This window comes from Arthrobacter globiformis (assembly GCF_030815865.1).
In the GTDB taxonomy this organism is placed as follows: domain Bacteria; phylum Actinomycetota; class Actinomycetes; order Actinomycetales; family Micrococcaceae; genus Arthrobacter; species Arthrobacter globiformis_B.
This window is the reverse complement of sequence record NZ_JAUSXI010000001.1, coordinates 3309036-3334422: the sequence shown is the minus strand read 5'-3', so window position 1 is coordinate 3334422 and position 25387 is coordinate 3309036. Positions and strand designations below refer to the sequence as shown.

Genomic DNA, 25387 nt, shown 5'->3' with positions numbered 1-25387 from the left:
CGACATGAGCAACACCAGCATGAGCAACACCAGCATGAGCAGCACCGCCATGAGCAGCAACACACTGACCGTCGTCGACCGCGAAGGCGTCACCCATGACCTTGAATGGGAGCCGGACCAGAGCATGATGGAGGCCCTCCGGGACAACGACCTCCCCGTGCTGGCATCGTGCGGCGGCACCGCGTCCTGCGCCACCTGCCACGTGTTCCTGGAGCAGGACGTCTTCGACACCCTGGAAGAGTGCAGCGAGGACGAACTCGAGCTGCTCGTGGAGGCCGAGGGCTACCGGGAATGCGGCTCCCGGCTCTCCTGCCAGGTGGGCTTCAGCCGGGACCTCAACGGGGTCACCGTGACGCTGACCCCCGAAGATTAGAGGCCTGCCGGCCGATACGACGGTTCCCTGCGCACACGACGTTGCGCAACGTCTAGTGGGCGGGGAACCGTCGAAACGGCCGCTTCTCCCGCAGCAGGGCGCTACCTTCCGGGCGGGTCCGTCACTGTTACCCGCACCGCGCAGGCGTCCGCTGCGGCCTTCTTCAGGACAGCCGCACGGGGATCGGGAACATCAAGGTAGGCCAGGCGCGGCAGGCCTGCCCAGGGCTTAAGGGCAGGCAGTGCCAGGACTTCGTCGGCCAGGCCGCGGTCACCGCCCGGGAGGATGTACTCGAAGGCCTGGCCGCCAAACACAAGCCGTGCCTGCTCCGCCACCGCCTCGACCACGGCATCTGCCTGGTTGGCGCGGCGCCGGGCGAACCGCTGCTGCGACTGGCCGCCGGCGGCGGTGCGGGACTGCACATACTTGGAACCGGTCTTGGCGGCGAGGATGGTCCCCTCGCTGGCGACGGCCACTCCATATCCTCCGCGGCGGACCAGCAGCAGGCCGACCGTGCGCGGCTGGGACGCCAGGGAAGCCAGCCGTTCCACGAGGCCGGATCCACGCCCCGGCCGCCCGTCGTCAGGCCACGGTGCCACCAGCAGCGCGGTGGCGCCGTCCGCGGCAGCCAGCCGTATGCCGTCGTCGTGGTCCTCATACTCCAGGTCACCGTGGCTGGCGGCGAACCGTTCCACCCAGCCGGCCAGCCGCGGGCCGGGGACGAACGCGGTCCTGGTGGACACCGGACGTCCCTGCGTCGGACGGCTGCCTGGCATCGCCATTCCCTGCTTTCGTGGCCGGATTTTTCCTGCTGATTCTAGAAGTAGCCTATCTATGTGGATGATCTCTTTGGTTCAGCGGCACAGGACAGCGACGACGGCGACAACGACGCCGACGGCGACGCCGCCGAATCGGCCCAGTCCCGGTCGGCCCAGTCCCGGTCGGCCCAGTCCCGTTCCACGCAGCCGCGCAGCCCGCTGGCGGTCAGGATGCGTCCCCGCACGGTGGACGAGGTGGTGGGCCAGCAGCATCTGCTGGGCCAGGGTTCGCCGCTGCGACAGTTGGCAGCCGGTGCCGATGCCGCCGGTCCGGCCGGCCCCAGCTCGCTGATCCTGTGGGGGCCGCCGGGGACCGGGAAGACCACGTTGGCCCACGTGATCGCGCGGGGACCCGGGCGCAAGTTCGTGGAACTGTCCGCCATCACTGCCGGGGTCAAGGATGTCCGCCGCGTCATGGACGACGCCCTGACGGCCCGTGACCTGTACAAGACCACCACCGTCCTGTTCCTCGACGAGATCCACCGCTTCAACAAGGCACAGCAGGACGCGCTGCTGCCCGGCGTCGAAAAGGGCTGGGTGGTCCTGGTGGCCGCAACCACGGAGAATCCTTCCTTTTCCGTGGTGTCGCCGCTGCTGTCCCGCTCCCTGCTACTGACGCTCAAGCCGCTCACCGACGCGGACATCGAGGGCCTGCTGGTGCGCGCCGTCGAGGATCCCCGCGGGCTGAACGGCAACGTCCGGCTCAGCGACGAGGCCCTGGAACACCTCGTCCGGGTATCCGGCGGGGACGCCCGCCGGGCGCTGACCGCGCTGGAAGCTGCCGCGGGCGTTGCCTTCGGTGACGCGGACGACGTCGGAAGTTCCGGCGCGGGGGAAGGTGACACTGAGCAGACGGTCACCGTGGAGCTGCAACACACCGAGCGTGCCCTGGACGCCGCAGCCGTCCGCTACGACCGCGCCGGGGACCAGCACTACGACGTGGCCAGCGCGTTCATCAAGTCCATCCGCGGGTCCGACGTGGACGCGGCACTGCACTACCTCGCGCGGATGCTGGAGGCGGGGGAGGACCCGCGCTTTGTCGCCCGGCGGATCGTGATCTCGGCCGCGGAGGACGTGGGCATGGCGGATCCAACCGCGCTGCAGACCGCCGTGGCCGCGGCGCAGGCGGTGCAGCTCATCGGAATGCCAGAGGGCCGCATCGTCCTGGCCGAGGCGGTGGTCCACCTGGCCACGGCGCCAAAGTCGAACGCGGCCTACATGGGCATCAACAAGGCGATCGCGGACGTGCGGGCGGGACTGGGCAACGGGATCCCGGCGCACCTGCGCGACGCGCACTATCCCGGGTCCAAGCAGCTCGGCCATGGGGTGGGCTACAAGTACGCCCATGATGCGCCGCATTCGGTGGCCGCCCAGCAGTATCCGCCGGACGACCTCGTGGGCCGCGACTACTACGAGCCCACGGCCAACGGCGCGGAGCGGGACATCGCCGTCCGGCTTGAGCGGCTCCGGAAGATCATTCGGGGCCAGTGAGGTTCTGGTAAGCTTGATCGTTGTCTGGCAAGGCGCGGACGCACAATCCACCAAATTTCTTATTTGATGAGGTTATGCCTGTGCCCAGTAGCAAAAGGCAGCGGTTGGCCGATGCTCTCCATCTGGGAGGCCAGTAACACTGACACACCGCAGATATTGGAAGGACACAAGTGGCTAACAACACTCGTGCTCGCCGTACCGCACGCCTCTCGCGTGCACTCGGCATCGCTCTGACCCCCAAGGCCGCCAAGTACATGGAGCGCCGTCCGTACGGCCCCGGCGAGCATGGCCGCGCCCGCAAGAAGCAGGACTCCGACTACGCCGTACGTCTGCGCGAAAAGCAGCGTCTGCGCGCCCAGTACGGCATCCGCGAAGCCCAGATGACCCGTGCCTTCGAAGAAGCACGCCGCACCAAGGGCCTCACCGGTGAAAACCTGATCGAACTGCTCGAAATGCGTCTCGACGCCCTCGTGCTGCGTGCAGGCTTCGCCCGCACCATCGCCCAGGCCCGCCAGCTGGTTGTGCACCGCCACATCCTGGTTGACGGCATTCGCGTTGACCGCCCGTCGTTCCGCGTCGGCGAAGGCCAGCTCGTCCACGTGCACAGCCGCAGCGAGACCATGGTCCCGCTCCAGGTTGCAGCAGCCGGCGCGCACCGCGACGTCCTGCCCCAGGTTCCGGCCTACCTGGACGTCAAGCTTGACGCCCTGCAGGCACGCCTGGTCCGCCGCCCGAAGCGCTCCGAGGTCCCCGTGACCTGCGAAGAGCAGCTCGTCGTCGAATTCTACGCACGCTAAATTCCGGCAGCGTATACAAAGAAGCCCGTGGCAAGCGCCGCGGGCTTCTTTGTATGTAAGGTACTTGGGGGACATTTGCGGCTGCAGTACTTGGTGGCCGCGCCCCCGGTACGGTTCCACGGAGTTTCAAGGAGATGAACGTCTATGTCTGGTGGCGATATTGCCGGCCTGATCGCGGCCGGGGTATTTGCGCTCCTGGTCCTGTTGCTTGCTGTGCCCATCCTCAAGCTGGGGCGGGTGTTCGATGAGGTACGGACATCCATCCGTTCCATCAGCGACGGCGCCACCCCGCTCATGGACGAGGTCACCGCGACGGTCTCCACCACCAACCAGCAGCTGAAGAAGGTGGACGGCATTGCCTCCAACGTTTCGGATGCCTCGGCCAACATCTCCGCGCTGTCCTCCCTCGTGGCCGCGACTGTCGGTTCCCCGCTGATCAAGGTGGCCGCGTTCAGCTACGGCGTCCGTTCCGCATTCGCCGCCCGCAAGAAGCCCGCCACCGGCCGCCGCAGCCGCTAAGCCCACCCGGAGAACTGAAATGAAACGACTTGTCTGGATGGGAATCGGCGTGGCCATCGGGGTCATCGCGTTCCGCAAGGTCACCGAGGCGCAGTCCGCGCTCAGTCCCGAAGGCCTGAACCGGGCCGTGGGCCGCCTCGCCGACGGCGTCTACGACTTCGCCGACGCCGTCCGCGCCGGCATGAGCGAGCGGGAAACGGACCTTCGCGCCGCGCTGGGTGTTGAATCCCAGGACCTCGTCCGCCGCTAAACGCGCGAGAATTAAAACCTGCAGTGCCGTCCAACACCGGGACTGCGTTTGAATCAAACTGTCACGCGCCAGCATGCGTGAACCAAGAAGGGTAAGTAATCAGCTCATGAAGTCGCAGGAGATCACAAAGCGCTGGGTGGATTTTTTCGTCAGCAAAGGCCACACGGCGGTTCCCTCCGCATCGCTGGTCTCCAGCGACCCCTCCCTGCTGTTCACGGTTGCCGGCATGGTTCCGTTCATCCCGTACCTGACGGCGCGCGAGGAACCGCCCTACTCCCGGGCCACCAGCGTCCAGAAGTGCATCCGCACCGGTGACATTGAGGAAGTGGGCAAGACCGCCCGCCACGGCACCTTCTTCCAGATGTGCGGCAACTTTTCCTTCGGGGACTACTTCAAGGAAGACGCCATCAAGTTCGCGTGGGAGCTGCTCACCAGCAGCGTCGCCGACGGCGGGTACGGACTTCCGCCGGAGCTTCTGTGGGTGACCGTCTACGAAGAGGACGACGAAGCCGAGGAACTCTGGCTCAAGAACACCGGAGTGCCCGCAGAGCGCATCCAGCGCATGGGCAAGTCGGACAACTACTGGTCCACCGGCCAGCCCGGCCCGGCCGGCCCCTGCTCTGAGATCTACTACGACCGCGGCCCGGCCTACGGCGCCGAGGGCGGACCCATCGCCGACGAGAACCGCTACGTGGAGATCTGGAACCTCGTGTTCATGCAGTACCAGATCGACAACGTCCGCTCTAAGGTCGAGTTCGACATCATGGGCGAACTGCCCAAGAAGAACATCGACACGGGCCTGGGCATGGAACGCCTCGCCATGATCCTGCAGGACGTCGAGAACATGTACGAGACCGACCAGGTGCGCCCGGTCATCGACATGGCCGCCAAGCTCTCGGGCAGGGAATACACCTCCGCCGAGACGGAGGATGACCCGCACCACACCGATGACGTCCGCATGCGCGTCGTTGCCGACCACATCCGTTCGGCTTTGATGCTGATCGCCGACGGCGTCACGCCCTCCAACGAAGGCCGCGGCTACGTGCTGCGACGCCTCATCCGCCGTGCGGTCCGCTCCATGCGCCTGCTGGGCGTGGAACAGGCCTGCCTGCCGGACCTGCTGCCCGCCTCGCGCGACGCCATGAAGGGCGTGTACCCCATCGTGGACACGGACTTCGACCGCATCAGCCGGATCGCCTACGCCGAAGAGAAGGCGTTCCTGCGCACCATCGCCTCCGGCACTGCCCGCCTTGAGGATGCCGTCAACGAATCCAAGGCTGCCGGGCGTCCCCTCTCCGGCGCCGACGCGTTCGCGCTGCACGACACCTACGGCTTCCCCATCGACCTGACGCTCGAAATGGCCGAGGAAGCGGGCCTGAAGGTGGACGAACCTGAGTTCCGCAAGCTCATGCTCGAGCAGCGCCAGCGCGCCCAGGCCGACGCCAAGGGCAAGAAGGGCGGCCACGCCGACCTCTCCGCCTTCCAGGAGCTCCTGGCAGAAGGCGAAACCGTCTTCACCGGCTACACCGACCTCGAGGGCGAGTCCCGGGTCCGCGGCATCCTCAGCGGCGGCAGCAAGATCTCCCAGGCAGCCACCGGCGACGAAATCGAACTGGTGCTCGCCGAGACCCCGTTCTACGCCGAGGCCGGCGGCCAGGCAGCCGACACCGGGCTGATCACCGGCGACGGATTCGTCGTCGAGGTCCTGGACGTCCAGCGTCCGATCAAGGGCCTGAGCGTGCACAAGGCCATCGTCCGCGAAGGCGAGATTGCCTCGGACGCACTGGTCCGTGCCGCGGTGGACCGGGAACGGCGACACGCTGCAGAGCAGGCGCACACCGGAACGCACATCGTGCACGCGGCGCTGCACCAGATCCTCGGCCCGCAGGCCACCCAGCGCGGTTCGTTCAACAAGGCCGGGTACCTCCGGTTCGACTTCGCCTGGGGTGAAGGGCTGAGCGCCGCCACCAAGTCCGAGGTCGAGGAAGTCTCCAACCTCGCCATCCGGAACAACTTCCACGTGGACACCAAGGTCATGGGCCTCGCCGAGGCCAAGGCCCTCGGCGCCATGGCGCTGTTCGGCGAGAACTACGGCAGTGAGGTCCGGGTTGTGGAGATCGACGGCGCGTGGTCCCGTGAACTGTGCGGCGGCACCCACGTGTCCAACACCTCCCTGATCGGCAGCCTGTCTCTGCTCGGCGAGCAGTCCGTCGGATCCGGAAACCGTCGCGTCGAGGCGTTCGTGGGCATGGACGCCTTCCGGCACCTGGCCGCCGAGCGCGCCCTCGTGACCGAACTCACCGAGATGCTCAAGGTGCCGTCCGGGCAGCTGGCGGACCGGATCTCCGCGACCCTCGCCAAGCTGAAGGCCACGGAAAAGGAACTCGAGCGGCTCAGGAAGGAACAGCTCGCGGCCGCTGCCGCCCAGCTCGCCGGAACCGCCGTGGACGCCGCCGGCGTCCGGGTCATCGCGCACGATGCCGGCCAGGTCAGCGGTGCCGACGACATCCGTGGCCTGGCCCTGGACCTGCGCAACCGGCTCGGCTCGGAAGCCTCCACGGTTGCCGTGGCCGGCGTCAGCAATGACCGCCCGGTCATCCTGGTGGCCACCAACGAAGCCGCCCGTGAAGCCGGAGTCAAGGCCGGCGCGCTGGTCCGGCTCGCCGCCGGGATCCTCGGCGGCGGCGGTGGTGGCAAGGACGACGTGGCCCAGGGTGGCGGCACCGACGCCTCCAAGGTCGGCGCCGCACTGTCCGCCGTCGTCGATGCCGTCACCAGGCGCTAACAAACCGTGACTTCTTCTGCTGAGCCGCACGTCCACCCCCGGGGCATCAAACTGGGGGTGGATGTGGGGACCGTCCGCGTCGGCGTCGCCATCTGCGACCGGGACGAGATCCTGGCCACACCGCTGAAGACGCTGGACCGGAATCCCAAGAAGAATTCGGATATCCGGGTCATTGCCACCCTGGCGTCGGACCGGGGAGCCGTGCAGATATTTGTGGGCCTGCCACGGACCATGAAAGGCGAGGAACACGCCTCAGCCCGCATGGCCACGGAGTACGCACAGCTGCTGGCTGACGAGCTGGAGCGAGCCGGTTCGGACGTCCCGGTACACCTGGTTGACGAACGGCTCAGCACCGTCACGGCCCACCGCAACCTCCACGAAGCTGGCATGAGCAGCAAAAATCACCGTAAAGTGGTGGATCAGGTTGCGGCTGCGGGAATCTTGCAGCACGCCATCGACATGCAAAAAGCCAGGGGAACGGATGTGGGGAGCCGTGTGCGCGCGCTTCCCCGTGCGGGGCTGCCCGGACACGCCGCCGCAGATACTGCTGAACGGCCTGACCCGGAAAAGGAAACACGATCTTCAGAGGATGGAAAGCTACAGTGAGCCCGGTCAATAGCGACGACTCCTCCGGCGACCCCTTCGCGGACGCCGGACGGCCCCTGACACGCAAGGAGATCCGCGCCCGCGAGAAGTCCGTCACCGCCGAGTCCGGCGGTGCCGTGCCCGAGCAGGCCTACGAGACCGGTGAAGAGGTGCACGTTGGAGTGGGCGCCGCACAGCGGACCGAGGCTTCGGCTTCGGACACTGCTTCCGGTTCAGATGGTGCCCGGACTGCGGCAATAGCTACACCTCCGGTGGCCGTTCGCGCCGCATCCCCTGTCCCGGAAGTTCACATTCCTGACGCCCAGGTTCCCCCTGCCCAGGCTGTTCCCGCCGCCGAGGTTCCCGACGCTCCGCCGGTTCCGCCGGCCATCCACGACCCCGCCGAACATGGGGAAGCAGCCGTGCAAACGGGCCCTGCTGCCACACACGGGGAAGCGGCATCCGCGGTTCACGGCGTCCAGTCCGAAGACGCGCCGCACTTTGCGGAATTCGCGGGTGGCCACCATGAGCCTCAGGGAGGCGTCCACCATGAGGATGGCCACCACTATGACATCCACCACGACGCAGTAGGCCACGACACCTACGAGGACCATGAGCACTACGAGCAACAGGCCGTGGGGCATCAGCTCCTGGCCGGTGCCGAAGACGTAGCCACGGTGGCCCGGCCATCCAAGAAAGTCCGGCGCCGGCGCCGCCTCGTGGCGCTGCTGCTGACGCTCGCGCTGTTCGTCACTGCCACCGTCGTCGGGGCGCAGTTCCTGAAACCGCTGCTGGGGAACGACAAGCCTGCCGACTTCCCCGGCCCCGGCACCGGCCAGGTCAAGGTATCGGTCGACCCGGGCGAAGGTCCGGTGTCCGTTGCGGCCAAGCTGGAAGACGCGAAGGTGGTGGCCAACGCCGAAACCTTCATGGTAGCCCTGACTGCCTCCGGCGGCACCCTGTCGCCGGGGGAGTACGACTTCAAACAGGAAATGAAGAACTCCGACGCCGTCTCCGTACTTCTCAACGAGGGACAGGCGAAGGTGATGTACTTCGCCCTCAGCGCTGGCCTGCGGATCGATGAATCCCTGCAGGCGATCTCGGAGGGCTCCGGTCTTTCGCTGGCGCAGCTAAAGGCGCTCAGCGACTCGCCCAAGCAGTTCGGACTGACGGCCAAGGCGAAGAACCTGGAAGGGTTCCTGGCGCCGGGGGAGTACCGTTTCCCGCTGGGAACCACCGCCAGGGAGATCCTCACCAAGCTGGTGAAGGCCACTCAGGATGAACTGAAGGCACAGGGCGTCACGGACCCCGCCAAGCAGTATGACGCCGTGACCGTTGCCAGCATCGTGCAGGCAGAGGGCGGCCAGGCCGAGTACAAGGACGTGGCGGGGGCCATCTACAACCGGCTGAAGCCCACCAACACGGAAACCAATGGCCTGATCCAGTCGGACGCCACAGTGACGTACGGCCTGGGCAAGAAGACCTTCCACATCGACGAGGCCGAGAAGGCCGACAAGTCCAACCCGTACAACACGTACGCCATCCAGGGCCTGCCCGCCGGGCCCATCGGATCGCCGGGCAAGAATGCCATCGACGCGGCGGCCAAGCCGAACAACAACGATTACCTGTACTGGGTGACCATCAACCTCGACACCAAGGAGACGAAGTTCTCCAAGACGCTCGCCGAGCACAACGGCTACGTCGAGCAGTACAACGCTTGGTGCGAGGCCAACCCGGGCCGTTGCGTATGAGCCTGCGGGCAGCCGTCCTGGGGCACCCCATCGGCCATTCGAAGTCACCGGCGCTCCACCTTGCCGCCTACGCGCGGCTCGGTGCGGACATCGGCTACAGCGCCATCGATGTGACCGAAGAGTCGCTGCCGGCGTTCATGGACTCCGTCCGTGCCGAAGCCGGCTGGCGGGGACTGTCCGTCACCATGCCGCTGAAGAAGGCCATGGTCTCCGAGGTGGACGAGATCCGCGGCGTGGCCCGGATCCTGGGCGTCATCAACACCGTGGTGTTCGAAGGTGCAGGGGAGGCCGCCCGGCGCATCGGTTACAACACCGACGTCGCGGGGATCGTCTACGCCCTCCGCAACGCCGGGGCCAGTGACGCCCCCGCGGGTGTGATTCTTGGCGGCGGCGGAACTGCAGCCGCGGCAGTGGCGGCCCTGCAGGAGCTCGGGGCCGTGTCTGTGGACCTGTACGTCCGGAACACCGCCCGGGCTGAAGAAGCCAAGGCCGCAGCCGCCGGTCTCGGCATGGACATCACCGTCCATGCCCTCGAAGGTGCGGTCGAAGCGATGGCCGGTGCCGGCGTCGTAATCTCCACGCTGCCGCCGCGGGCGGCCGACGGGATGGCGGCAGAGCTGGAAGCGCTGGGACGGCGCACTGACGGTGTCCTGCTGGACGTCGCCTACGACCCCTGGCCCAGCCGGATTGCCGCTGCCTGGCACGCCGGCGGAGGAACAGTGGTTCCCGGCCTTGAGATGCTGCTCTACCAGGCGGTGGAGCAGGTCCGGCATTTCACCGGCCTGGCAGAGGCCGGCAGTGCCGACGTCATAGATGTGATGTGCGACGCAGTCGGGGCACCCCGGCGGGTGTCCTGACCGCCAGACATGGCAGGATGGTTTATATGTTGCGTTGGTTGACCGCCGGTGAATCCCATGGCCCGGCACTGGTCGGAATTATTGAAGGCGTCCCCGCAGGTGTTGAACTCACCAGCGGGCAGATCGCCGATGCCCTTGCCCGCCGGCGGCTCGGCTACGGCCGCGGGGCACGGATGAAGTTTGAGCAGGACGTCGTCACGATACTCGGCGGTGTCCGCCATGGCATCACCCAAGGCGGCCCCGTCGCCATCCAGGTGGGCAACACCGAATGGCCCAAGTGGGAACAGATCATGTCAGCCGACCCCGTGGATCCTGAGGAACTCGCGGGACAGGCCCGCAACGCCCCGCTGACCCGGCCGCGCCCGGGACACGCCGACTTTACCGGCATGCAGAAGTACGGCTTCGACGAGGCCCGTCCCGTGCTTGAGCGCGCCAGCGCCCGGGAAACCGCTACGCGTGTTGCCATGGGCACCGTTGCCGCCCAGTTCCTGAAGCACCTGGGCATTGAGCTTGTCAGCCACACTGTCTCCATCGCCAGCGTGACCGTTCCCGAGGGCCGGCCGCTGCCGGTGCCGGACAACGTGATCGCGCTCGACGCCGATCCGCTGCGCTGCTTCGACCGGGAAACGTCCGACGCCATGGTTGCGGAGGTGGACGCCGCCCACAAGGAAGGCGAAACCCTCGGGGGCGTGGTGGAGGTGCTTGCCTACGGCCTGCCCCCGGGACTCGGCAGCTACGTCCACTGGGACCGCCGCCTCGATTCCCGCCTGGCCGCCGCCCTCATGGGCATTCAGGCCATCAAGGGCGTTGAGGTGGGCGACGGTTTCCTCACCGCCGCACGCCGCGGGTCCGCCGCCCACGACGAGATCGTCAAGGAAGCTGACGGCAGGATCATCCGCACCAGCAACCGCGCCGGCGGCATCGAAGGTGGCATGAGCATCGGCGACGTCCTGCGCGTCCGGGCCGCCATGAAGCCCATCGCCACCGTGCCGCGCGCTCTGAAGACCATCGACATCAGCACCGGTGAGGCGGCCAAGGCCCACCACCAGCGCTCGGACGTCTGTGCGGTTCCGGCTGCCGGTGTGGTGGCGGAGGCCATGGTTGCGCTGGTCCTGGCCGAGGCCGTGACCGAAAAGTTCGGCGGCGACTCCGTAGCCGAGACGGCCCGGAACATCAGGGGCTACCTCGAGAGCATTCCGGCGTCGCTGGATACGATCGGACTCTAGTGCCCCGGAGCAACACACCCTGCGCCGCGGGGGACCGGCCTATTGTGCTCATCGGGCCCATGGCGGTGGGCAAATCGGCGATCGGGCAGCAGTTGGCGCAACAGCTGGACGCTCCGTTCGTGGACACTGACGCGGTCATTGTGGAGGGCCACGGTTCCATTGCGGATATCTTCGCCAGCCGCGGCGAGCGAGCTTTCCGGGAGATCGAGGCCCGGACCGTTGCCCGCATCATCGAAGCCGCTGCCGGCACCACCACGGTGGTTTCCCTGGGCGGCGGCTCGGTCCTGGACTCCGGCACGCAGCAGCTGCTGGACCGGTGCACCGTGGTCTACCTGGAGTGTGACGCCGATACCGTCGCCGCTCGGATCGCCAAAAACTCCGGCCGGCCGCTGCTGGCCGGTGATGGCATCCGCCGCTGGAAGGCGCTGTTCGCCACCCGGAAGCCGGTCTATGAACGCCTCGCGGACATCGTGCTGGATGTCCGGCAGGGAACCGTGCCCCAGTTGGGTCTGAAGCTGGAAGCCGCTTTGTGCGACTTCACAGCCGCCAAGTCACCCGGAGCCACCACCCGCGGGATCAACAAGACCGCGACGACGGCAGCCAAGACATGTGCTGCCGCGAAACAGGAAGTTGAAAAGTGAGCGAATCAACCGTCATCAAGGTCACCGGGCAGTCGGCCGGGGACAATTACGACGTCGTAGTTGGCCGCGGCTTGCTCGGCACCCTCCCGGCGCTGCTGGGGGAGCGCGTCCGGCGCGTCCTTGTCATCCATCCGCGGGCCCTCCGGCTCACCGGCGACACCGTCCGGGATGAACTGGCCGCTGCCGGCTTCACCGCCGTCACCGCGGAGATCCCGGACGCCGAGGAAGGCAAGCACATCCAGGTGGCCGCGTTCTGCTGGCAGGTGCTGGGACAGAACGATTTCACCCGCTCCGACGCCGTGGTCTCGGTCGGCGGCGGCGCCGTCACCGACCTCGCCGGTTTCGTGGCCGCCACCTGGCTGCGCGGCGTCAAGGTCATCCACATGCCCACCAGCCTCCTCGGCATGGTCGATGCGGCCGTGGGCGGCAAGACCGGGATCAACACGGCCGAAGGCAAGAACCTGGTGGGTTCCTTCCACCCGCCCGCAGCCGTCCTCACCGACCTGGACACGCTGAAGACGCTGCCCCGGAACGAGATCATCTCCGGCATGGCCGAGGTCATCAAGTGCGGCTTCATTGCCGATCCCGCGATTCTGGACCTCGTGGAGAAGGATCCGGACGCCGTGACGGATCCTGGCTCCGACGCGCTGCGCGAGCTCATTGAACGAGCCATCGCCGTCAAGGCCCGCGTCGTTTCGGAGGACCTCAAGGAGTCCGGACTCCGCGAAATCCTGAACTACGGCCACACTCTGGGCCACGCCATCGAACTCGTGGAACGCTACTCGTGGCGCCACGGCGCTGCCGTCTCGGTGGGCATGATGTTCGCGGCCGAGCTGTCCCGCAGCGTGGGCCGGCTGAGCGACGCTGACGCCGACCGGCACCGCAGCATCCTCGAATCCCTTGGGCTGCCCGTCACGTACCGGCGCGACCGCTGGCAGGGGCTTCTCGACGGCATGCGCCGCGACAAGAAGTCCCGCGGCGACCTGCTCCGCTTCGTGGTCCTCGATGGGATTGCCAAGCCGGGAATCCTGGACGTGCCCGATACCTCCCTGCTCTTCGCCGCCTACCAGGAGATTGCTTCCTGATGCGCGACGACCAGGCCGGAACAATCGAATGGCCCGACGCCGGCTTCCCGGGGATCCGGGTCAACCCGGAATCGCTGCTTCCTGAAATTATCAGTGAAGAGGCATGCGCCGCCGCGCTTGCGGCAACAACGGACCCCGCTGACCGGGTCCTGGTGCTGCTCGTGGAGGGGCACGCCGCGGACGCTGCCGAACTGCTGGCAGAGGCCCGCTACAAGGACCCCGAGTCGTTCCGGCTTCGGGCCTACGAGGCGGATGTCCTGCGCGTGGCCCACCGCTACGACCGCGCCATTGAACTCTTCCGGCAGCTCCTCGGCGAGGCGCACGGAACGGCTAACGAGGCCCTGGCGCACCAGTGCCTTGGCCGGACCCAGTTCGCCGCAGGCAACATCGGTGCCGCGGTGGAATCCTTCGCCCGGGCGCTGAACCTGCGAGTTGCCCAGTCCGCCGATGCGGCCCTCATCTATTCCTCAACGGTGGCGCTGCAGCGGGCGCGGGACGTGCTCGAACTGGCCTCCTGACCGCCGCCGGACTGGTCCTCCGGCCGCGCCGCCAGGCCGCCCCGGAAACCGTGCCTGCCTTTTCCGATAGAATGGTTTCTGGATTTTTGATAAGTACACGCTGGCGCGCCGATCGGCATGCCTGCTTGATATAACAGCTGGCAGCCAGGACCAGTCAGACACAACCAGAGGAAACCAGTGGCAACCACAAACGACATCAAGAACGGAACCGTCCTGAAGCTTGAGGGCCAGCTCTGGAACGTCATCGAGTTCCAGCACGTCAAGCCGGGCAAGGGCGGCGCGTTCGTGCGCACCAAGATGCGCAACGTCATGTCCGGCAAGGTCGTCGACAAGACCTTCAATGCCGGGCTCAAGATCGAGACCGCCACCGTGGACCGCCGCGACTACCAGTACCTGTACCAGGACGGCGCCGACTTCGTCTTCATGGACACGCAGGACTACGACCAGATCACCGTTTCCGGCGCCACGGTGGGCGATGCCACCAACTTCATGCTGGAAAACCAGATGGTCAACATCGCCATCCACGAAGGCAACCCGCTGTACATCGAGCTGCCGCCGAGCGTTGTCCTTGAAATCACCTACACCGAGCCGGGCCTGCAGGGCGACCGCTCCTCCGCCGGCACCAAGCCCGCAACCCTGGAGACGGGTTACGAGATCCAGGTGCCCCTGTTCGTCGAGAACAACACCAAGGTCAAGGTCGACACCCGTGACGGCAGCTACCTGGGCCGGGTTAACGACTAGTGAGCGCCCGCGGTAAAGCCCGTAACAGGGCTCTCGAGGTCCTCTTCGAAGCCGAGCAGCGCTCTGTCTCGGCCTTCGACGTGCTGCGTGCGCGCCGCGAGAGGACCGACCAGATCGTCAATCCGTACACCCTCGAGATCGTTGAAGGCGTGGTGTCGATGCAGGCCACCATCGACGAATTCCTGGAGACCTACTCGCAGGGCTGGACCCTTGAGCGGATGCCGTCTGTAGACCGCACCATCCTGCGGATCGGCACCTGGGAGCTGCTCTACAACGACGACGTTCCCGACGGCGTCGCCGTCAGCGAAGCTGTCGCTCTGGCCAAGACGCTCTCCACCGACGAGTCGCCGTCGTTCATCAACGGCCTCCTGGGACGCCTTCAGCAGCTGAAGCCGTCCCTGCTCGCCTGAGCTGAGTAATACACAGGAAGCCCCTGCCGGGTACCCGGCAGGGGCTTCCTGCATCTCCGGATGCTGTTGGACCGGACCTTACTGATGGACGGCAGCCCTAAGTTCGGTCAGGTGGCGCAACTGCTGCACCTCGTCCTGCTGGTGGGCCGGCACATCCCTGCCGCTGAGGATACGCTGCCGGGTGAATGCCAGGCGCGTCGCCGCCTTGACGAACTCCTTCATCTGATCGCCCCGGTTGTAGGAGCCCGCCCAGCGCACAGCCTGCCGGCGGCCTCCGGGAGTGGACAGCAGCTCCACCTCGGCCGGCGCGAACCACCCCGCGGCGGCGTACTCCTGGAGGCGCTGCCGGGTGAGGCGCGTCTCCGCGACCCGCAGCACCACGATGCAGGCCACGGCGAGCAGGAAAATCGGGACCTGCACCAGCACGTACTGGGCGAGGAAATCCTGTCCCATGCTGTTCCACCTGTTGTGCAGGATCATGGCGGGAACCAGGCCCACGAAGAATGCGAGCACGGAGACGCCGGAATGCCAGCGTCGCGCGGCCAGCCCCATGATCAGGCCCGTGGTCCCGGTGAAGATGGCGTGCGCAAATGGCGACATCACCCCGCGCAGGAAGAAGATCTGGACAAGGTCGCTGCCGGGTGTGCTGGACTCGGCGATCGCCCGGCCGAAGTACAGGATGTTCTCGGTGAAGGCGAAGCCGCCCGCGATGGTGAAGGCAAACACCACGCCGTCCACGGGGCCGTCAAAGTTGCGGCGGGCGAAAAGGAGAAGCAGCAGCAGGCCCAGTGACTTCGCGAATTCCTCCACCACGGGCGCCTGCACGGTGGTCATGAAATCGCGGAAGGACGCCTCGTCGGTGGCCGGGGCCGCAAGGGCGAAGACCGGCTGGATAAGCAGCGTTACGGCAATGGAGACGGCAGCGCCCCAGGTGAAGGCAAACAGCAGCAGGCGCTTTGGCTCGGGTTCCCAGCGGTCAATGACGGCGACGGCGAACAGCACAGCCGCCAGCGGGATGAGGGACGCAACAAAACCGATGAAGAAGCCGGTGACGCCGGTGCTCGACAGGAGGAACGGCACCACGAGGAATAGGCTGACGAAGGCAAGGATCCCGCCGCCCACCACGAGTCCCAGCGTCCCTGCCCCCGGGCGGGCGGCAACAGTTGATGCGGCCTCCGGGATGACCTGGGACACGGCGCCGCCGCTGTGCCCCGGCGCCGGCCTGTAGTTCTGCGGCTGGACGTGGCCCATCCAGCTCGGATTCGCGGGCTGTTCCTGGAACTGGTGCCCGGGCCGGTTCCAGGCTGAGCGGTTCCGGCCAGGGCCGGAAGGCGGCTGCTGCGGGTTCATCGACATAGACACGAGCCTATGCGCCGCGCGGTAGGCAACAAAGCGCCGGAGTTGGTGGCGATGTATAGCGCCCAGCGGTGTGACGGACGACGCCCTCTGCCGGGGCCGGGGGCAGACGCCTGTGTGGTAATTTTGGAAGGCAAATGTTCCTTTTTTAATTCCGTCCCGTGAGGCGGGGAAAGGGGAGACGAGCGATGACTTCTGTCACGCAGGCACCGGTTCCGGCCAGGGTTGTTCTCAACCAGGCGGACATTGACCGTGCCCTCACTCGTATCGCCCATGAAATCCTCGAGGCTAACAAGGGCTCCCAGGACCTGGTGCTGCTGGGCATTCCCCGCCGCGGCTACCCGCTGGCCGTCCGGCTCGCCCAGAAAATCGCCGCCGCCGATCCCTCCGTGGACGCCGCCGCCATCGTCGGCCAGCTGGACGTCACCATGTTCCGGGATGACCTTTCCCACCAGCCCACCAGGCCGCCGCACCGCACCCAGCTGCCGCTCACGGGCATCGACAACAAGGTTGTCGTGCTGATCGACGACGTCCTGTACTCCGGCCGGACCATCCGCGCCGCCCTGGACGCACTCGTGGACCTCGGCCGGCCGCGCATTGTGCGCCTGGCCGTCCTGATCGACCGGGGCCACCGCGAACTTCCCATCCGCGCCGACCACGTGGGTAAGAACCTGCCCACGTCCTCCGCCGAAAAGGTCCGGGTCCGGCTCGAGGAGACAGACGCCGTCGACGGCCAAACGGTCAACGAAGTGGTAATCGAGGGCGGCGCATGAAGCACCTGCTCTCCACCGAAGACCTCAGCCTGGCCAACGCCGTCCGCATCCTCGACACCGCCGAAGAAATGTCGACCGTGGGGGAGCGCGAGGTCAAGAAGCTCCCCGCCCTGCGCGGACGGACCGTGGTGAACCTCTTCTTCGAGGATTCCACCAGGACCCGCATTTCCTTCGAAGCCGCAGCCAAGCGGCTCTCCGCGGACGTCATCAACTTCGCCGCCAAGGGATCGTCGGTCTCCAAGGGCGAGTCCCTCAAGGACACAGCCCAGACGCTGTCCGCCATGGGTGCTGACGCCGTCGTGATCCGCCACTGGGCCTCCGGTGCACCGCACCGGCTGGCTGCCACCGACTGGATTGACGCCGCAGTCATCAACGCCGGCGACGGCACACACGAACACCCCACCCAGGCGCTGCTGGACGCGTTCACCATGCGGCGGCACTGGACCAAGCTCGCCGGCCTGCCCTCCACGGGGGCGGACCTGCGCGGCATGCGCGTCGCCATCGCCGGCGATGTCCTGCACTCCCGCGTGGCGCGGTCCAACGTCTGGCTGCTGCGCACGCTGGGTGCCGACGTGACCCTGGTGGCGCCGCCCACACTGCTGCCCATCGGCGTCGAACGCTGGCCCTGCAGCATCAGCTACGACATGGACGAGACCCTGGAAAAGGGCGTCGACGCGGTGATGATGCTCCGTGTTCAGGGCGAACGCATGAACGCCTCGTTCTTCCCGTCCACCCGCGAATACTCCCGCCGCTGGGGCTTTGACGACAACAGGCTCCGCGCGCTGGACAGCCTGGGCCTGAAGGACACCATCATCATGCACCCCGGTCCCATGAACCGGGGCCTGGAAATTTCCGCGGCCGCCGCCGATTCGCCCCGTTCCACGGTGCTCGCGCAGGTGAAGAACGGCGTGTCGATCCGCATGGCCGCCCTGTACCTGCTGCTCTCCGGGGATACCCGTGAACCAGCCGCCACCCTGAAGGAGAGCAACTGATGGCTGAAGAAACTACCTACCTTATCCGCGGCGCCGCGATCCTTGGCGGCGACGCCGAGGACCTGCTCATCCGCGGCGGCGTGATCACCGCCCGCGGCACCGATCTGTCGGGGACGGACGCAGCTGACGGCGCCACCGTGATCGACGCCGACGGCCTCGTCGCACTGCCGGGCATGGTGGACGTCCACACGCACCTCCGCGAACCGGGCCGCGAAGACGCCGAAACGGTGGAAACCGGCACCCGCGCCGCAGCCCTCGGCGGCTTCACAGCCGTACACGCCATGGCCAACAGCACCCCGGTGGCTGACACCGCCGGCGTCGTGGAGCAGGTCTACAGCCTGGGCCGGGCCGCCGGCTGGGTTGACGTGCGCCCGGTGGGCGCCGTCACTGTGGGGCTCGCCGGCGAGCAGCTCGCCGAGCTCGGCGCGATGGCCGACTCCCGCGCCCAGGTCCGCATGTTCTCCGACGACGGCATCTGCGTCCACGATCCCGTCCTGATGCGCCGCGCCCTTGAGTACGTCAAGGCGTTCGACGGCGTCGTGGCCCAGCACGCGCAGGAACCCCGCCTCACCGCCGGTGCCCAGATGAACGAAGGCGAAGTGTCCGCGGTCCTCGGCCTGACCGGCTGGCCGGCAGTGGCCGAGGAAAGCATCATCGCCCGCGACGTCCTGCTGGCCCAGCACGTGGGCTCCCGGCTCCACGTCTGCCACGTGTCCACCGCAGGCTCGGTCGAGATCATCCGCTGGGCCAAGAGCCGCGGCATCAACGTCACTGCCGAAGTGACCCCGCACCACCTGCTGCTCACCGATGACCTGGTTCGCAGCTACGACCCCGTCTACAAGGTCAACCCGCCGCTGCGCACCAACGATGACGTCCAGGCCCTGCGTGCCGCCCTCGCTGACGGCACCATCGACGTCGTCGGCACCGACCACGCCCCGCACCCGAGCGAGCACAAAGAATGCGAGTGGGCGCAGGCGGCCATGGGCATGACCGGGCTGGAAACGGCCCTGTCCGTGGTCCAGCACGCCATGATCGAGACCGGCCTCATGACCTGGGCCGACTTCGCCAGGGTCACCTCCACCGCGCCGGCCGGCATCGGGCGGCTCACGGACCAGGGCCGGCCGCTCGAAGAGGGCGAACCCGCCAACATCGTCCTCGTGGACCCGGCCGCGCGCTGGACCGTGGATCCTTCCGCCATGGCAACGATGGGACGCAACTCGCCGTTCCGCGGCATGGAGCTCCCCGGCAAGGTGGTGGCCACGTTCTTCAAGGGCCACCCCACGGTCCTGGACGGCAAGCTCAACACGCCCTACCGCCATCCCTCGGAAGCGCCGGTTGCCGGCGCAGCAGGTGCCAACTGATGGAAAAAGTCCTTCCCGGACTTGCGATGCTGGCGGTGGTCGCCGTCGTTTTTGTCCTGATCTGGATCGGCTGGCGCAACCGGCTCCGGCGGCAGTCCGACATCGAACAGCTGCCGGCAGTTCCTGCCGGGCTGGGCGAGCCGCTGCTTTCGGCGGACGGACAGTACGTGGCCTCCACCACCGCGGGGGACTGGCTGGACAGGATTGCCGTGCACGGCCTCGGCATCCGCACCAACGCCGAGCTCTCCATCTATCCGGAAGGAGTGCTCCTGGACCGCTCCGGCGCGCGGCCGCTGTTCATCCCGGCGGCCTCGCTGGCCGGCGTTCGGCAGGACAGCGGCATGGCCGGTAAATTCGTGGAAAAGGACGGGCTGCTGATCCTCAGCTGGACGCTCGGAACCCACGCCCTGGACACCGGCTTCCGCACCCGCCGCGCCGCGGACAAGCCGGCCGTCCTCCAACAACTTCAGGAAATGATCTCCCCAGGCCCCCAGGCGGGTGCCCATAGTGGAAAGTAATAAAGTGACGGAAACCGAAGTGACAGTAAACGCAGGAACTGCGCCGCAGGCCGCAGCATCCGCCCCCGCCGTCCTGGTGCTCGAAGACGGCCGCATCTTCCGCGGCCGCAGCTACGGCGCACAGGGCACCGCCCTGGGGGAAGCGGTCTTCGCCACCGGCATGACCGGCTACCAGGAGACCATTACCGACCCGTCCTACGCACGCCAGCTGGTGGTGCAGACGGCCCCGCACATCGGCAACACCGGTGTAAACAGCGAGGACGCGGAATCCCGCCGCATCTGGGTGGCCGGCTACATTGTCCGTGACGCCGCCCGCCGCCCGTCCAACTGGCGCTCTGAGCGCAGCCTGGACGACGAGCTCGTGGAGCAGGGCATCGTCGGCATCCAGGGCGTGGACACCCGGGCCATCACCCGCCACCTGCGCGAGCACAAGACCATGCGCGCCGGCATCTTCTCCGGCGAGGCAGCCAACGCCACGGACAAGGAACTCGTCGACGCCGTGCTCGCCAGCGAGCCGATGGAAGGCGCCCGGCTTGCCGAGGAAGTCAGCATCGACGAAGCCTACGTGGTGGAGCCGAAGGACCACGGCTGGGACGGCGACGCGCGCTTCAGCATCGCGGCGATCGACCTCGGCATCAAGGCCATGACGCCGGTGCGCTTCGCCGAGCGCGGCGTCCGCGTGCACGTGCTGCCCGCCACGGCCACCATCGACGACGTCAAGGCCGTCAGCCCCGACGGCTTCTTCATGTCCAACGGCCCCGGCGACCCCGCCACCGCCGACAACCAGGTCAAACTGCTCCGCACCGTCCTGGACGAGAAGCTGCCGTACTTCGGCATCTGCTTCGGCAACCAGATCCTGGGCCGCGCCCTCGGCTTCGGCACCTACAAGCTGCGTTACGGCCACCGCGGCATCAACCAGCCCGTCATGGACCGCCGCACGGGCAAGGTCGAGATCACCTCGCAGAACCACGGCTTCGCCGTCGACGCACCGCTGGACGGCCCCACCAACGCGCCGGAAGAGCGCTACGGACGGGTCGAGGTCAGCCACGTCAGCCTGAACGACGACGTCGTGGAAGGCCTGGCCTGCCTGGACATCCCGGCCTTCTCCGTCCAGTACCACCCCGAAGCCGCCGCCGGCCCGCACGACGCCGCCTACCTCTTCGACCGTTTCATCGAGCTGATGGAAGGCACCCGGGACGGCCGCACCGCGAACCTGTCCAAGGATCCCGTGGACGCCCAGCACCCCGCAGAGGCCCAGCAGAACCCGGCCGGGCCGAACACGACTGACAACAAGACTGAGGACAAGAAGTAATGCCCAAGAGAACTGACCTTAAGAGCGTCCTGGTCATCGGTTCCGGCCCGATCGTCATCGGCCAGGCCGCTGAATTCGACTACTCCGGCACGCAGGCCCTTCGCGTCCTCAAGGAGGAAGGCCTGCGGGTCATCCTCGTCAACTCCAACCCGGCCACCATCATGACCGACCCGGAGTTCGCCGACGCCACCTACATCGAGCCCATCACCCCCGAGGTGGTGGAGAAGATTATCGCCAAGGAGCGCCCGGACGCGGTGCTGCCCACCCTGGGCGGCCAGACGGCGCTGAACACCGCCATCGCGCTGGACAAGAACGGTGTGCTGGAGAAGTACAACGTGGAACTGATCGGCGCGAACATCGCCGCGATCGAGCTCGGCGAGGACCGCGAGAAGTTCAAGGGCGTGGTGGAGCGCTGCGGCGCGGAATCCGCCCGCAGCCACATCATCCACAGCATGGACGAGGCACTGAAGGCAGCCGACGACCTCGGCTACCCCATGGTGGTCCGCCCCTCCTTCACCATGGGCGGCCTCGGTTCCGGCCTGGCGTACAACGAGGATGACCTGCGCCGGATCGTCGGCCAGGGCCTGCAGTACAGCCCCACCAGCGAGGTGCTGCTCGAAGAGAGCATCCTGGGCTGGAAGGAATACGAGCTCGAAATGATGCGGGACAAGAACGACAACGTGGTTGTCGTCTGTTCCATCGAGAACTTCGATCCCGTGGGCGTGCACACCGGCGACTCCATTACCGTGGCCCCGGCACTGACCCTCACGGACCGCGAATACCAGCGGCTCCGCGACATCTCCATCGCTGTCATCCGTGAAGTCGGCGTGGACACCGGCGGCTGCAACATCCAGTTCGCGATTGACCCGGCGACCGGCCGCGTGGTGGTCATCGAAATGAACCCGCGCGTGTCCCGCTCCTCGGCGCTGGCGTCCAAGGCCACGGGCTTCGCCATCGCCAAGATCGCCACCAAGCTCTCGCTCGGCTACACCCTGGACGAGATCCCGAACGACATCACGCAGAAGACCCCCGCCTCCTTCGAGCCCACGCTCGACTACGTGGTGGTCAAGGTCCCGCGGTTCGCGTTCGAGAAGTTCCCGGCTGCCGACAACACCCTCACCACCACCATGAAGTCGGTGGGTGAGGCCATGGCCATGGGCCGCAACTTCACCGAAGCCCTCCAGAAGGCCCTGCGCTCCCTCGAGCAGAAGGGCTCGCAGCTGGACTTCAGCTCCGTCCCCGAATGGGAAGTGCCGGAGCTCATCGAGAAGGCCAAGCGCCCCACGACGGAACGCCTGCACCAGGTGCAGCGCGCCCTGCTCGGCGGCGCCAGCGTGGAGGAACTCTTCGAGGCCACCAAGATCGACCCCTGGTTCCTTGACCAGCTGCAGCTGCTCAACGAGACCTCCCAGGAGATCCGCCGCTCCGGTGCCCTCACGCAGGACATGCTCCGCAACGCCAAGCGCCACGGCTTCTCCGACGAGCAGATCGGTGCACTCACGCACAACTCCGAGGCAGTGGTCCGCGGCGTCCGCCAGGCTCTCGGCATCCGCCCCGTTTACAAGACCGTGGACACCTGCGCCGCCGAGTTCGCCGCTTACACGCCGTACCACTACTCGGCCTACGACGAGGAGGACGAGGTTGCGCTGCACTCCAAGCCGTCCATCCTCATCCTCGGCTCCGGGCCCAACCGCATCGGCCAGGGCATCGAGTTCGACTACTCCTGCGTCCACGCCTCCATGGCGCTGCGCAAGGCCGGCTACGAGACCGTCATGGTTAACTGCAACCCGGAAACCGTCTCCACTGACTACGACATCTCCACCCGGCTGTACTTCGAGCCGCTGACCCTCGAGGACGTCCTGGAGGTCATCGCGGCCGAGGAACGCACGGGCGGCGTGATGGGTGTCTTCGTGCAGCTCGGCGGGCAGACCCCGCTGAAGCTGGCCCAGCAGCTGGCCGACGCCGGCGTGCCCATCCTGGGCACCTCGCCCGAGGCGATCGACCTCGCCGAGCACCGCGGCGCTTTCTCCCGGGTGCTGGACAAGGCCGGACTGGTATCGCCGAAGAACGGCACCGCCGTCTCCTTCGAGGATGCCAAGAAGATCGCGGACGAGATCGGCTACCCGGTGCTGGTCCGCCCGTCCTACGTCCTGGGCGGCCGCGGCATGGAAATCGTCTACGACGAGCCCAACCTGTCCCGCTACATCGCCAACGCAACCGAAATTACCCCGGACCACCCGGTGCTGATCGACCGCTTCCTGGAGGACGCCGTCGAAATCGACGTTGACGCCCTCTTCGACGGCACCGACATGTACCTGGGCGGCATCATGGAGCACATCGAGGAGGCCGGCATCCACTCCGGCGACTCCGCCTGCGTCCTGCCTCCCATCACACTGGGTAGCAACGTCCTGGACCGGGTGCGCACCGCCACCCGTGCCATTGCCGAAGGTGTGGGCGTCCGCGGCCTCATCAACATCCAGTTCGCGCTGGCGTCGGACGTCCTGTACGTCCTGGAAGCCAACCCCCGCGCTTCCCGGACCGTGCCGTTCGTGTCCAAGGCCACCGGCGTCCAGATGGCCAAGGCCGCGGCCTTGATCGGCACCGGCGTCACCATCAACCAGCTGCGCAGCGCCTACAAGATGCTGCCGGAAACCGGTGACGGATCCACGCTGCCGCTTGACGCCCCTGTCTCGGTCAAGGAAGCCGTCCTGCCGTTCAGCCGCTTCCGCACGCTCGAGGGCAAGGTAGTGGACTCATTGCTTGGCCCGGAGATGCGTTCCACCGGCGAGGTCATGGGCATCGACAAGCACTTCGACACCGCCTTCGCCAAGAGCCAGGCAGCCGCCAACAACGCACTGCCCACCGAAGGCAAGATCTTCGTCTCCGTGGCCAACCGCGACAAGCGTTCGGTGATCATGGGCGTCAAGCGCCTCTCAGACCTCGGCTTCGAGATCGTCTCAACTGGCGGCACCGCCGACGTCCTTCGCCGCAACGGCATCCAGGCCACTCCCGTGCGCAAGGTGGCCGAGGGCAGCAGCGCGGAGGGTGAAGGCACCATCGCCGACCTCGTGATCGCCGGCGAAATCGACATGGTGTTCAACACCCCGTCCGGCGGCGAGGCCCGCAGCGACGGGTACGAACTCCGTGCCGCCGCCACGTCCATCGGCATCCCCTGCATCACCACGGTGGCCGAGTTCAACGCCGCCGTCCAGGCCATCGAGGCACTGCGCACCTACGCCTGGTCCGTGACCAGCCTGCAGGAGCACGCCGCAGCCCTTATTGCCTCGAAGGAGGCCGCCCTGCAGAAGGCAGCTGCGCAGAGTCCGGCAGCGCAGAATGCCTGAGGCAGGGAACACTGCCGCAGGCGCCGGCCGGGAGCCGTTCGGTTCCCGGCTGGGCCGGGCCATGGCGGACCGCGGTCCGCTGTGCGTCGGGATTGATCCCCACCCTGCGCTTCTGGCCAGTTGGAGCCTGAACGACGACGTCGCCGGCCTGAGGCGCTTTTCGCTCACCGCCCTGGAGGCCGTGGCTTCGCTCGCTGCCGCGGTCAAGCCGCAGGTGGCGCTGTACGAACGGCACGGCTCGGCCGGAATGGCAGTCCTCGAAGAGGTTCTCGCCACCGCCCGGGACGAGGGCGTGCTGACCATCGCCGACGCGAAGCGCGGCGATATCGGCTCCACCATGGCCGCGTACGCCGACGCGTGGCTCCGTGACGGCTCTGCCCTCGCCGCGGATTCCGTGACGCTGAGCCCCTACCTGGGTTTCGAGTCGCTCCGGCCGGCCCTGGACCTCGCCGCCGAACACGGCCGGGGCGTGTTTGTCCTGGCGCTGACCTCCAACCCGGAGGGCGCCTCGGTGCAGCACGTGGGCGGAAGCGATTCCGTGGCACGACGGATTGTCCAGGCCGCCGCGGGGGAGAACGAACGGTACTCCGGAGCGCTCGGCTCGGTGGGCCTCGTGGTGGGAGCCACTGTGGGCACGGCACTGGCGGACCTGCAGCTTGACCTGGAGGCCGTCCGCGGGCCGATCCTCGCACCGGGGCTGGGCGCGCAGGGGGCCACGCCGGCAGACCTGCGGAAGACCTTCGGCGCCGCCTATCACCAGGTCCTGGGAACCTCCAGCCGGGACATCCTCAAGGCCGGCCCGGGCGTCCGGGAGCTGACCGAGGCGGCGGAGCGCACCCTCGCCGGACTCCGCTCCGAATAGTCCATTGATTTCTCCGGCCGGC

24 protein-coding genes are annotated in these 25387 nt (G+C 67.3%); 22 read left to right on the top strand and 2 right to left on the bottom strand.

Annotated features, from left to right (window positions below):
* Positions 1–4: 4 nt before the first annotated feature.
* The gene (locus tag QFZ33_RS15295) at positions 5–373 is read left to right on the top strand and encodes a 2Fe-2S iron-sulfur cluster-binding protein (RefSeq protein ID WP_307028814.1); all 369 of its coding nucleotides are present in this window, start codon (positions 5–7) and stop codon (positions 371–373) included.
* A 101-nt stretch (positions 374–474) separates the two neighbouring features.
* On the opposite strand, the gene QFZ33_RS15290 is transcribed toward QFZ33_RS15295, so the two are convergent.
* Positions 475–1149, bottom strand: a complete 675-nt coding sequence (locus tag QFZ33_RS15290; RefSeq protein ID WP_307028812.1) for an acVLRF1 family peptidyl-tRNA hydrolase — start codon at positions 1147–1149, stop codon at positions 475–477.
* Positions 1150–1209: 60 nt separating this feature from the next.
* On the opposite strand from QFZ33_RS15290, the gene QFZ33_RS15285 reads away from it, so the two are divergent.
* From QFZ33_RS15285 to nusB, 14 genes are all read left to right on the top strand, one after another.
* Entirely contained in the window at positions 1210–2682 is a 1473-nt protein-coding gene (locus tag QFZ33_RS15285; protein WP_307028810.1) for a replication-associated recombination protein A, read from the top strand.
* A 170-nt stretch (positions 2683–2852) separates the two neighbouring features.
* On the top strand, positions 2853–3479 hold the full coding sequence (gene rpsD / locus QFZ33_RS15280) for a 30S ribosomal protein S4 (protein WP_111905420.1): 627 nt from the start codon (positions 2853–2855) through the stop codon (positions 3477–3479).
* A gap of 144 nt (positions 3480–3623) precedes the next feature.
* Positions 3624–3998: a DUF948 domain-containing protein gene (locus tag QFZ33_RS15275; protein ID WP_111905421.1), complete on the top strand. Its 375-nt coding sequence runs from the start codon at positions 3624–3626 to the stop codon at positions 3996–3998.
* A gap of 19 nt (positions 3999–4017) precedes the next feature.
* Positions 4018–4248: a DUF6167 family protein gene (locus QFZ33_RS15270; RefSeq protein ID WP_307028808.1), complete on the top strand. Its 231-nt coding sequence runs from the start codon at positions 4018–4020 to the stop codon at positions 4246–4248.
* Between the two features lie 106 nt (positions 4249–4354).
* Positions 4355–7033: an alanine--tRNA ligase gene (gene alaS / locus QFZ33_RS15265; protein WP_307028806.1), complete on the top strand. Its 2679-nt coding sequence runs from the start codon at positions 4355–4357 to the stop codon at positions 7031–7033.
* Positions 7034–7039: 6 nt separating this feature from the next.
* Complete coding sequence (gene ruvX / locus QFZ33_RS15260; protein ID WP_307028804.1) at positions 7040–7639, top strand: Holliday junction resolvase RuvX; 600 nt, start codon at positions 7040–7042, stop codon at positions 7637–7639.
* Positions 7636–9369, top strand: a complete 1734-nt coding sequence (gene mltG, locus QFZ33_RS15255) for an endolytic transglycosylase MltG (RefSeq protein WP_307028802.1) — start codon at positions 7636–7638, stop codon at positions 9367–9369. Before ruvX ends, mltG begins: the two co-directional genes overlap by 4 nt.
* The gene (locus QFZ33_RS15250) at positions 9366–10226 is read left to right on the top strand and encodes a shikimate dehydrogenase (protein ID WP_307028800.1); all 861 of its coding nucleotides are present in this window, start codon (positions 9366–9368) and stop codon (positions 10224–10226) included. The genes mltG and QFZ33_RS15250 overlap by 4 nt, the downstream gene beginning before the upstream one ends.
* A 26-nt stretch (positions 10227–10252) precedes the next feature.
* Positions 10253–11452, top strand: a complete 1200-nt coding sequence (gene aroC / locus QFZ33_RS15245; RefSeq protein ID WP_214856747.1) for a chorismate synthase — start codon at positions 10253–10255, stop codon at positions 11450–11452.
* Complete coding sequence (locus QFZ33_RS15240; RefSeq protein WP_307028798.1) at positions 11452–12093, top strand: shikimate kinase; 642 nt, start codon at positions 11452–11454, stop codon at positions 12091–12093. Before aroC ends, QFZ33_RS15240 begins: the two co-directional genes overlap by 1 nt.
* Positions 12090–13178 carry a 3-dehydroquinate synthase gene (aroB, locus tag QFZ33_RS15235; RefSeq protein WP_307028796.1) on the top strand — a complete coding sequence of 363 codons (1089 nt, stop codon included), beginning with the start codon at positions 12090–12092 and terminating at the stop codon, positions 13176–13178. Before QFZ33_RS15240 ends, aroB begins: the two co-directional genes overlap by 4 nt.
* The gene (locus QFZ33_RS15230; protein ID WP_307028795.1) at positions 13178–13696 is read left to right on the top strand and encodes a tetratricopeptide repeat protein; all 519 of its coding nucleotides are present in this window, start codon (positions 13178–13180) and stop codon (positions 13694–13696) included. The genes aroB and QFZ33_RS15230 overlap by 1 nt, the downstream gene beginning before the upstream one ends.
* A gap of 177 nt (positions 13697–13873) precedes the next feature.
* Positions 13874–14437, top strand: coding sequence for an elongation factor P (gene efp, locus QFZ33_RS15225; protein WP_214856753.1), 564 nt, complete (start codon positions 13874–13876; stop codon positions 14435–14437).
* Positions 14437–14847, top strand: a complete 411-nt coding sequence (nusB, locus tag QFZ33_RS15220) for a transcription antitermination factor NusB (RefSeq protein WP_307028793.1) — start codon at positions 14437–14439, stop codon at positions 14845–14847. Before efp ends, nusB begins: the two co-directional genes overlap by 1 nt.
* A gap of 78 nt (positions 14848–14925) precedes the next feature.
* Here nusB and QFZ33_RS15215 read toward each other — a convergent pair whose 3' ends face one another.
* Positions 14926–16203, bottom strand: a complete 1278-nt coding sequence (locus tag QFZ33_RS15215; protein ID WP_307028792.1) for a PrsW family intramembrane metalloprotease — start codon at positions 16201–16203, stop codon at positions 14926–14928.
* Between the two features lie 188 nt (positions 16204–16391).
* Here QFZ33_RS15215 and pyrR point away from each other — a divergent pair, with 188 nt between their 5' ends.
* Genes pyrR through pyrF form a run of 7 tightly spaced genes read left to right on the top strand, consistent with a single transcriptional unit; the run spans position 16392 to position 25365 of the window.
* A complete protein-coding gene (gene pyrR, locus QFZ33_RS15210; RefSeq protein ID WP_307028790.1) occupies positions 16392–16976 on the top strand; it encodes a bifunctional pyr operon transcriptional regulator/uracil phosphoribosyltransferase PyrR in 585 nt (194 codons plus the stop codon).
* Complete coding sequence (locus QFZ33_RS15205) at positions 16973–17968, top strand: aspartate carbamoyltransferase catalytic subunit (RefSeq protein WP_307028788.1); 996 nt, start codon at positions 16973–16975, stop codon at positions 17966–17968. The genes pyrR and QFZ33_RS15205 overlap by 4 nt, the downstream gene beginning before the upstream one ends.
* On the top strand, positions 17968–19329 hold the full coding sequence (locus tag QFZ33_RS15200; RefSeq protein ID WP_307028786.1) for a dihydroorotase: 1362 nt from the start codon (positions 17968–17970) through the stop codon (positions 19327–19329). The genes QFZ33_RS15205 and QFZ33_RS15200 overlap by 1 nt, the downstream gene beginning before the upstream one ends.
* Positions 19329–19847 carry a PH-like domain-containing protein gene (locus QFZ33_RS15195; protein ID WP_307028784.1) on the top strand — a complete coding sequence of 173 codons (519 nt, stop codon included), beginning with the start codon at positions 19329–19331 and terminating at the stop codon, positions 19845–19847. The genes QFZ33_RS15200 and QFZ33_RS15195 overlap by 1 nt, the downstream gene beginning before the upstream one ends.
* Before the next feature lie 4 nt (positions 19848–19851).
* Complete coding sequence (carA, locus tag QFZ33_RS15190; RefSeq protein ID WP_307028782.1) at positions 19852–21159, top strand: glutamine-hydrolyzing carbamoyl-phosphate synthase small subunit; 1308 nt, start codon at positions 19852–19854, stop codon at positions 21157–21159.
* The gene (carB, locus tag QFZ33_RS15185) at positions 21159–24503 is read left to right on the top strand and encodes a carbamoyl-phosphate synthase large subunit (RefSeq protein WP_307028780.1); all 3345 of its coding nucleotides are present in this window, start codon (positions 21159–21161) and stop codon (positions 24501–24503) included. The genes carA and carB overlap by 1 nt, the downstream gene beginning before the upstream one ends.
* Positions 24496–25365: an orotidine-5'-phosphate decarboxylase gene (gene pyrF / locus QFZ33_RS15180; RefSeq protein ID WP_307028778.1), complete on the top strand. Its 870-nt coding sequence runs from the start codon at positions 24496–24498 to the stop codon at positions 25363–25365. The genes carB and pyrF overlap by 8 nt, the downstream gene beginning before the upstream one ends.
* The last annotated feature ends 22 nt before the right edge of the window (positions 25366–25387 follow it).

Bases quoted from the DNA above. Each gene is read 5' to 3' on its own strand.
- QFZ33_RS15205 (WP_307028788.1), top strand. From the start codon at position 16,973: ATGAAGCACCTGCTCTCCACCGAAGACCTCAGCCTGGCCAACGCCGTC.
- pyrF (WP_307028778.1), top strand. From the start codon at position 24,496: ATGCCTGAGGCAGGGAACACTGCCGCAGGCGCCGGCCGGGAGCCGTTC.
- carB (WP_307028780.1), top strand. From the start codon at position 21,159: ATGCCCAAGAGAACTGACCTTAAGAGCGTCCTGGTCATCGGTTCCGGC.
- QFZ33_RS15250 (WP_307028800.1), top strand. From the start codon at position 9,366: ATGAGCCTGCGGGCAGCCGTCCTGGGGCACCCCATCGGCCATTCGAAG.
- QFZ33_RS15230 (WP_307028795.1), top strand. From the start codon at position 13,178: ATGCGCGACGACCAGGCCGGAACAATCGAATGGCCCGACGCCGGCTTC.
- QFZ33_RS15290 (WP_307028812.1), bottom strand. From the start codon at position 1,149: ATGCCAGGCAGCCGTCCGACGCAGGGACGTCCGGTGTCCACCAGGACC.
- pyrR (WP_307028790.1), top strand. From the start codon at position 16,392: ATGACTTCTGTCACGCAGGCACCGGTTCCGGCCAGGGTTGTTCTCAAC.
- QFZ33_RS15215 (WP_307028792.1), bottom strand. From the start codon at position 16,203: ATGTCGATGAACCCGCAGCAGCCGCCTTCCGGCCCTGGCCGGAACCGC.
- QFZ33_RS15270 (WP_307028808.1), top strand. From the start codon at position 4,018: ATGAAACGACTTGTCTGGATGGGAATCGGCGTGGCCATCGGGGTCATC.
- QFZ33_RS15275 (WP_111905421.1), top strand. From the start codon at position 3,624: ATGTCTGGTGGCGATATTGCCGGCCTGATCGCGGCCGGGGTATTTGCG.
- QFZ33_RS15200 (WP_307028786.1), top strand. From the start codon at position 17,968: ATGGCTGAAGAAACTACCTACCTTATCCGCGGCGCCGCGATCCTTGGC.
- QFZ33_RS15195 (WP_307028784.1), top strand. From the start codon at position 19,329: ATGGAAAAAGTCCTTCCCGGACTTGCGATGCTGGCGGTGGTCGCCGTC.
- alaS (WP_307028806.1), top strand. From the start codon at position 4,355: ATGAAGTCGCAGGAGATCACAAAGCGCTGGGTGGATTTTTTCGTCAGC.
- aroC (WP_214856747.1), top strand. From the start codon at position 10,253: ATGTTGCGTTGGTTGACCGCCGGTGAATCCCATGGCCCGGCACTGGTC.
- QFZ33_RS15295 (WP_307028814.1), top strand. From the start codon at position 5: ATGAGCAACACCAGCATGAGCAACACCAGCATGAGCAGCACCGCCATG.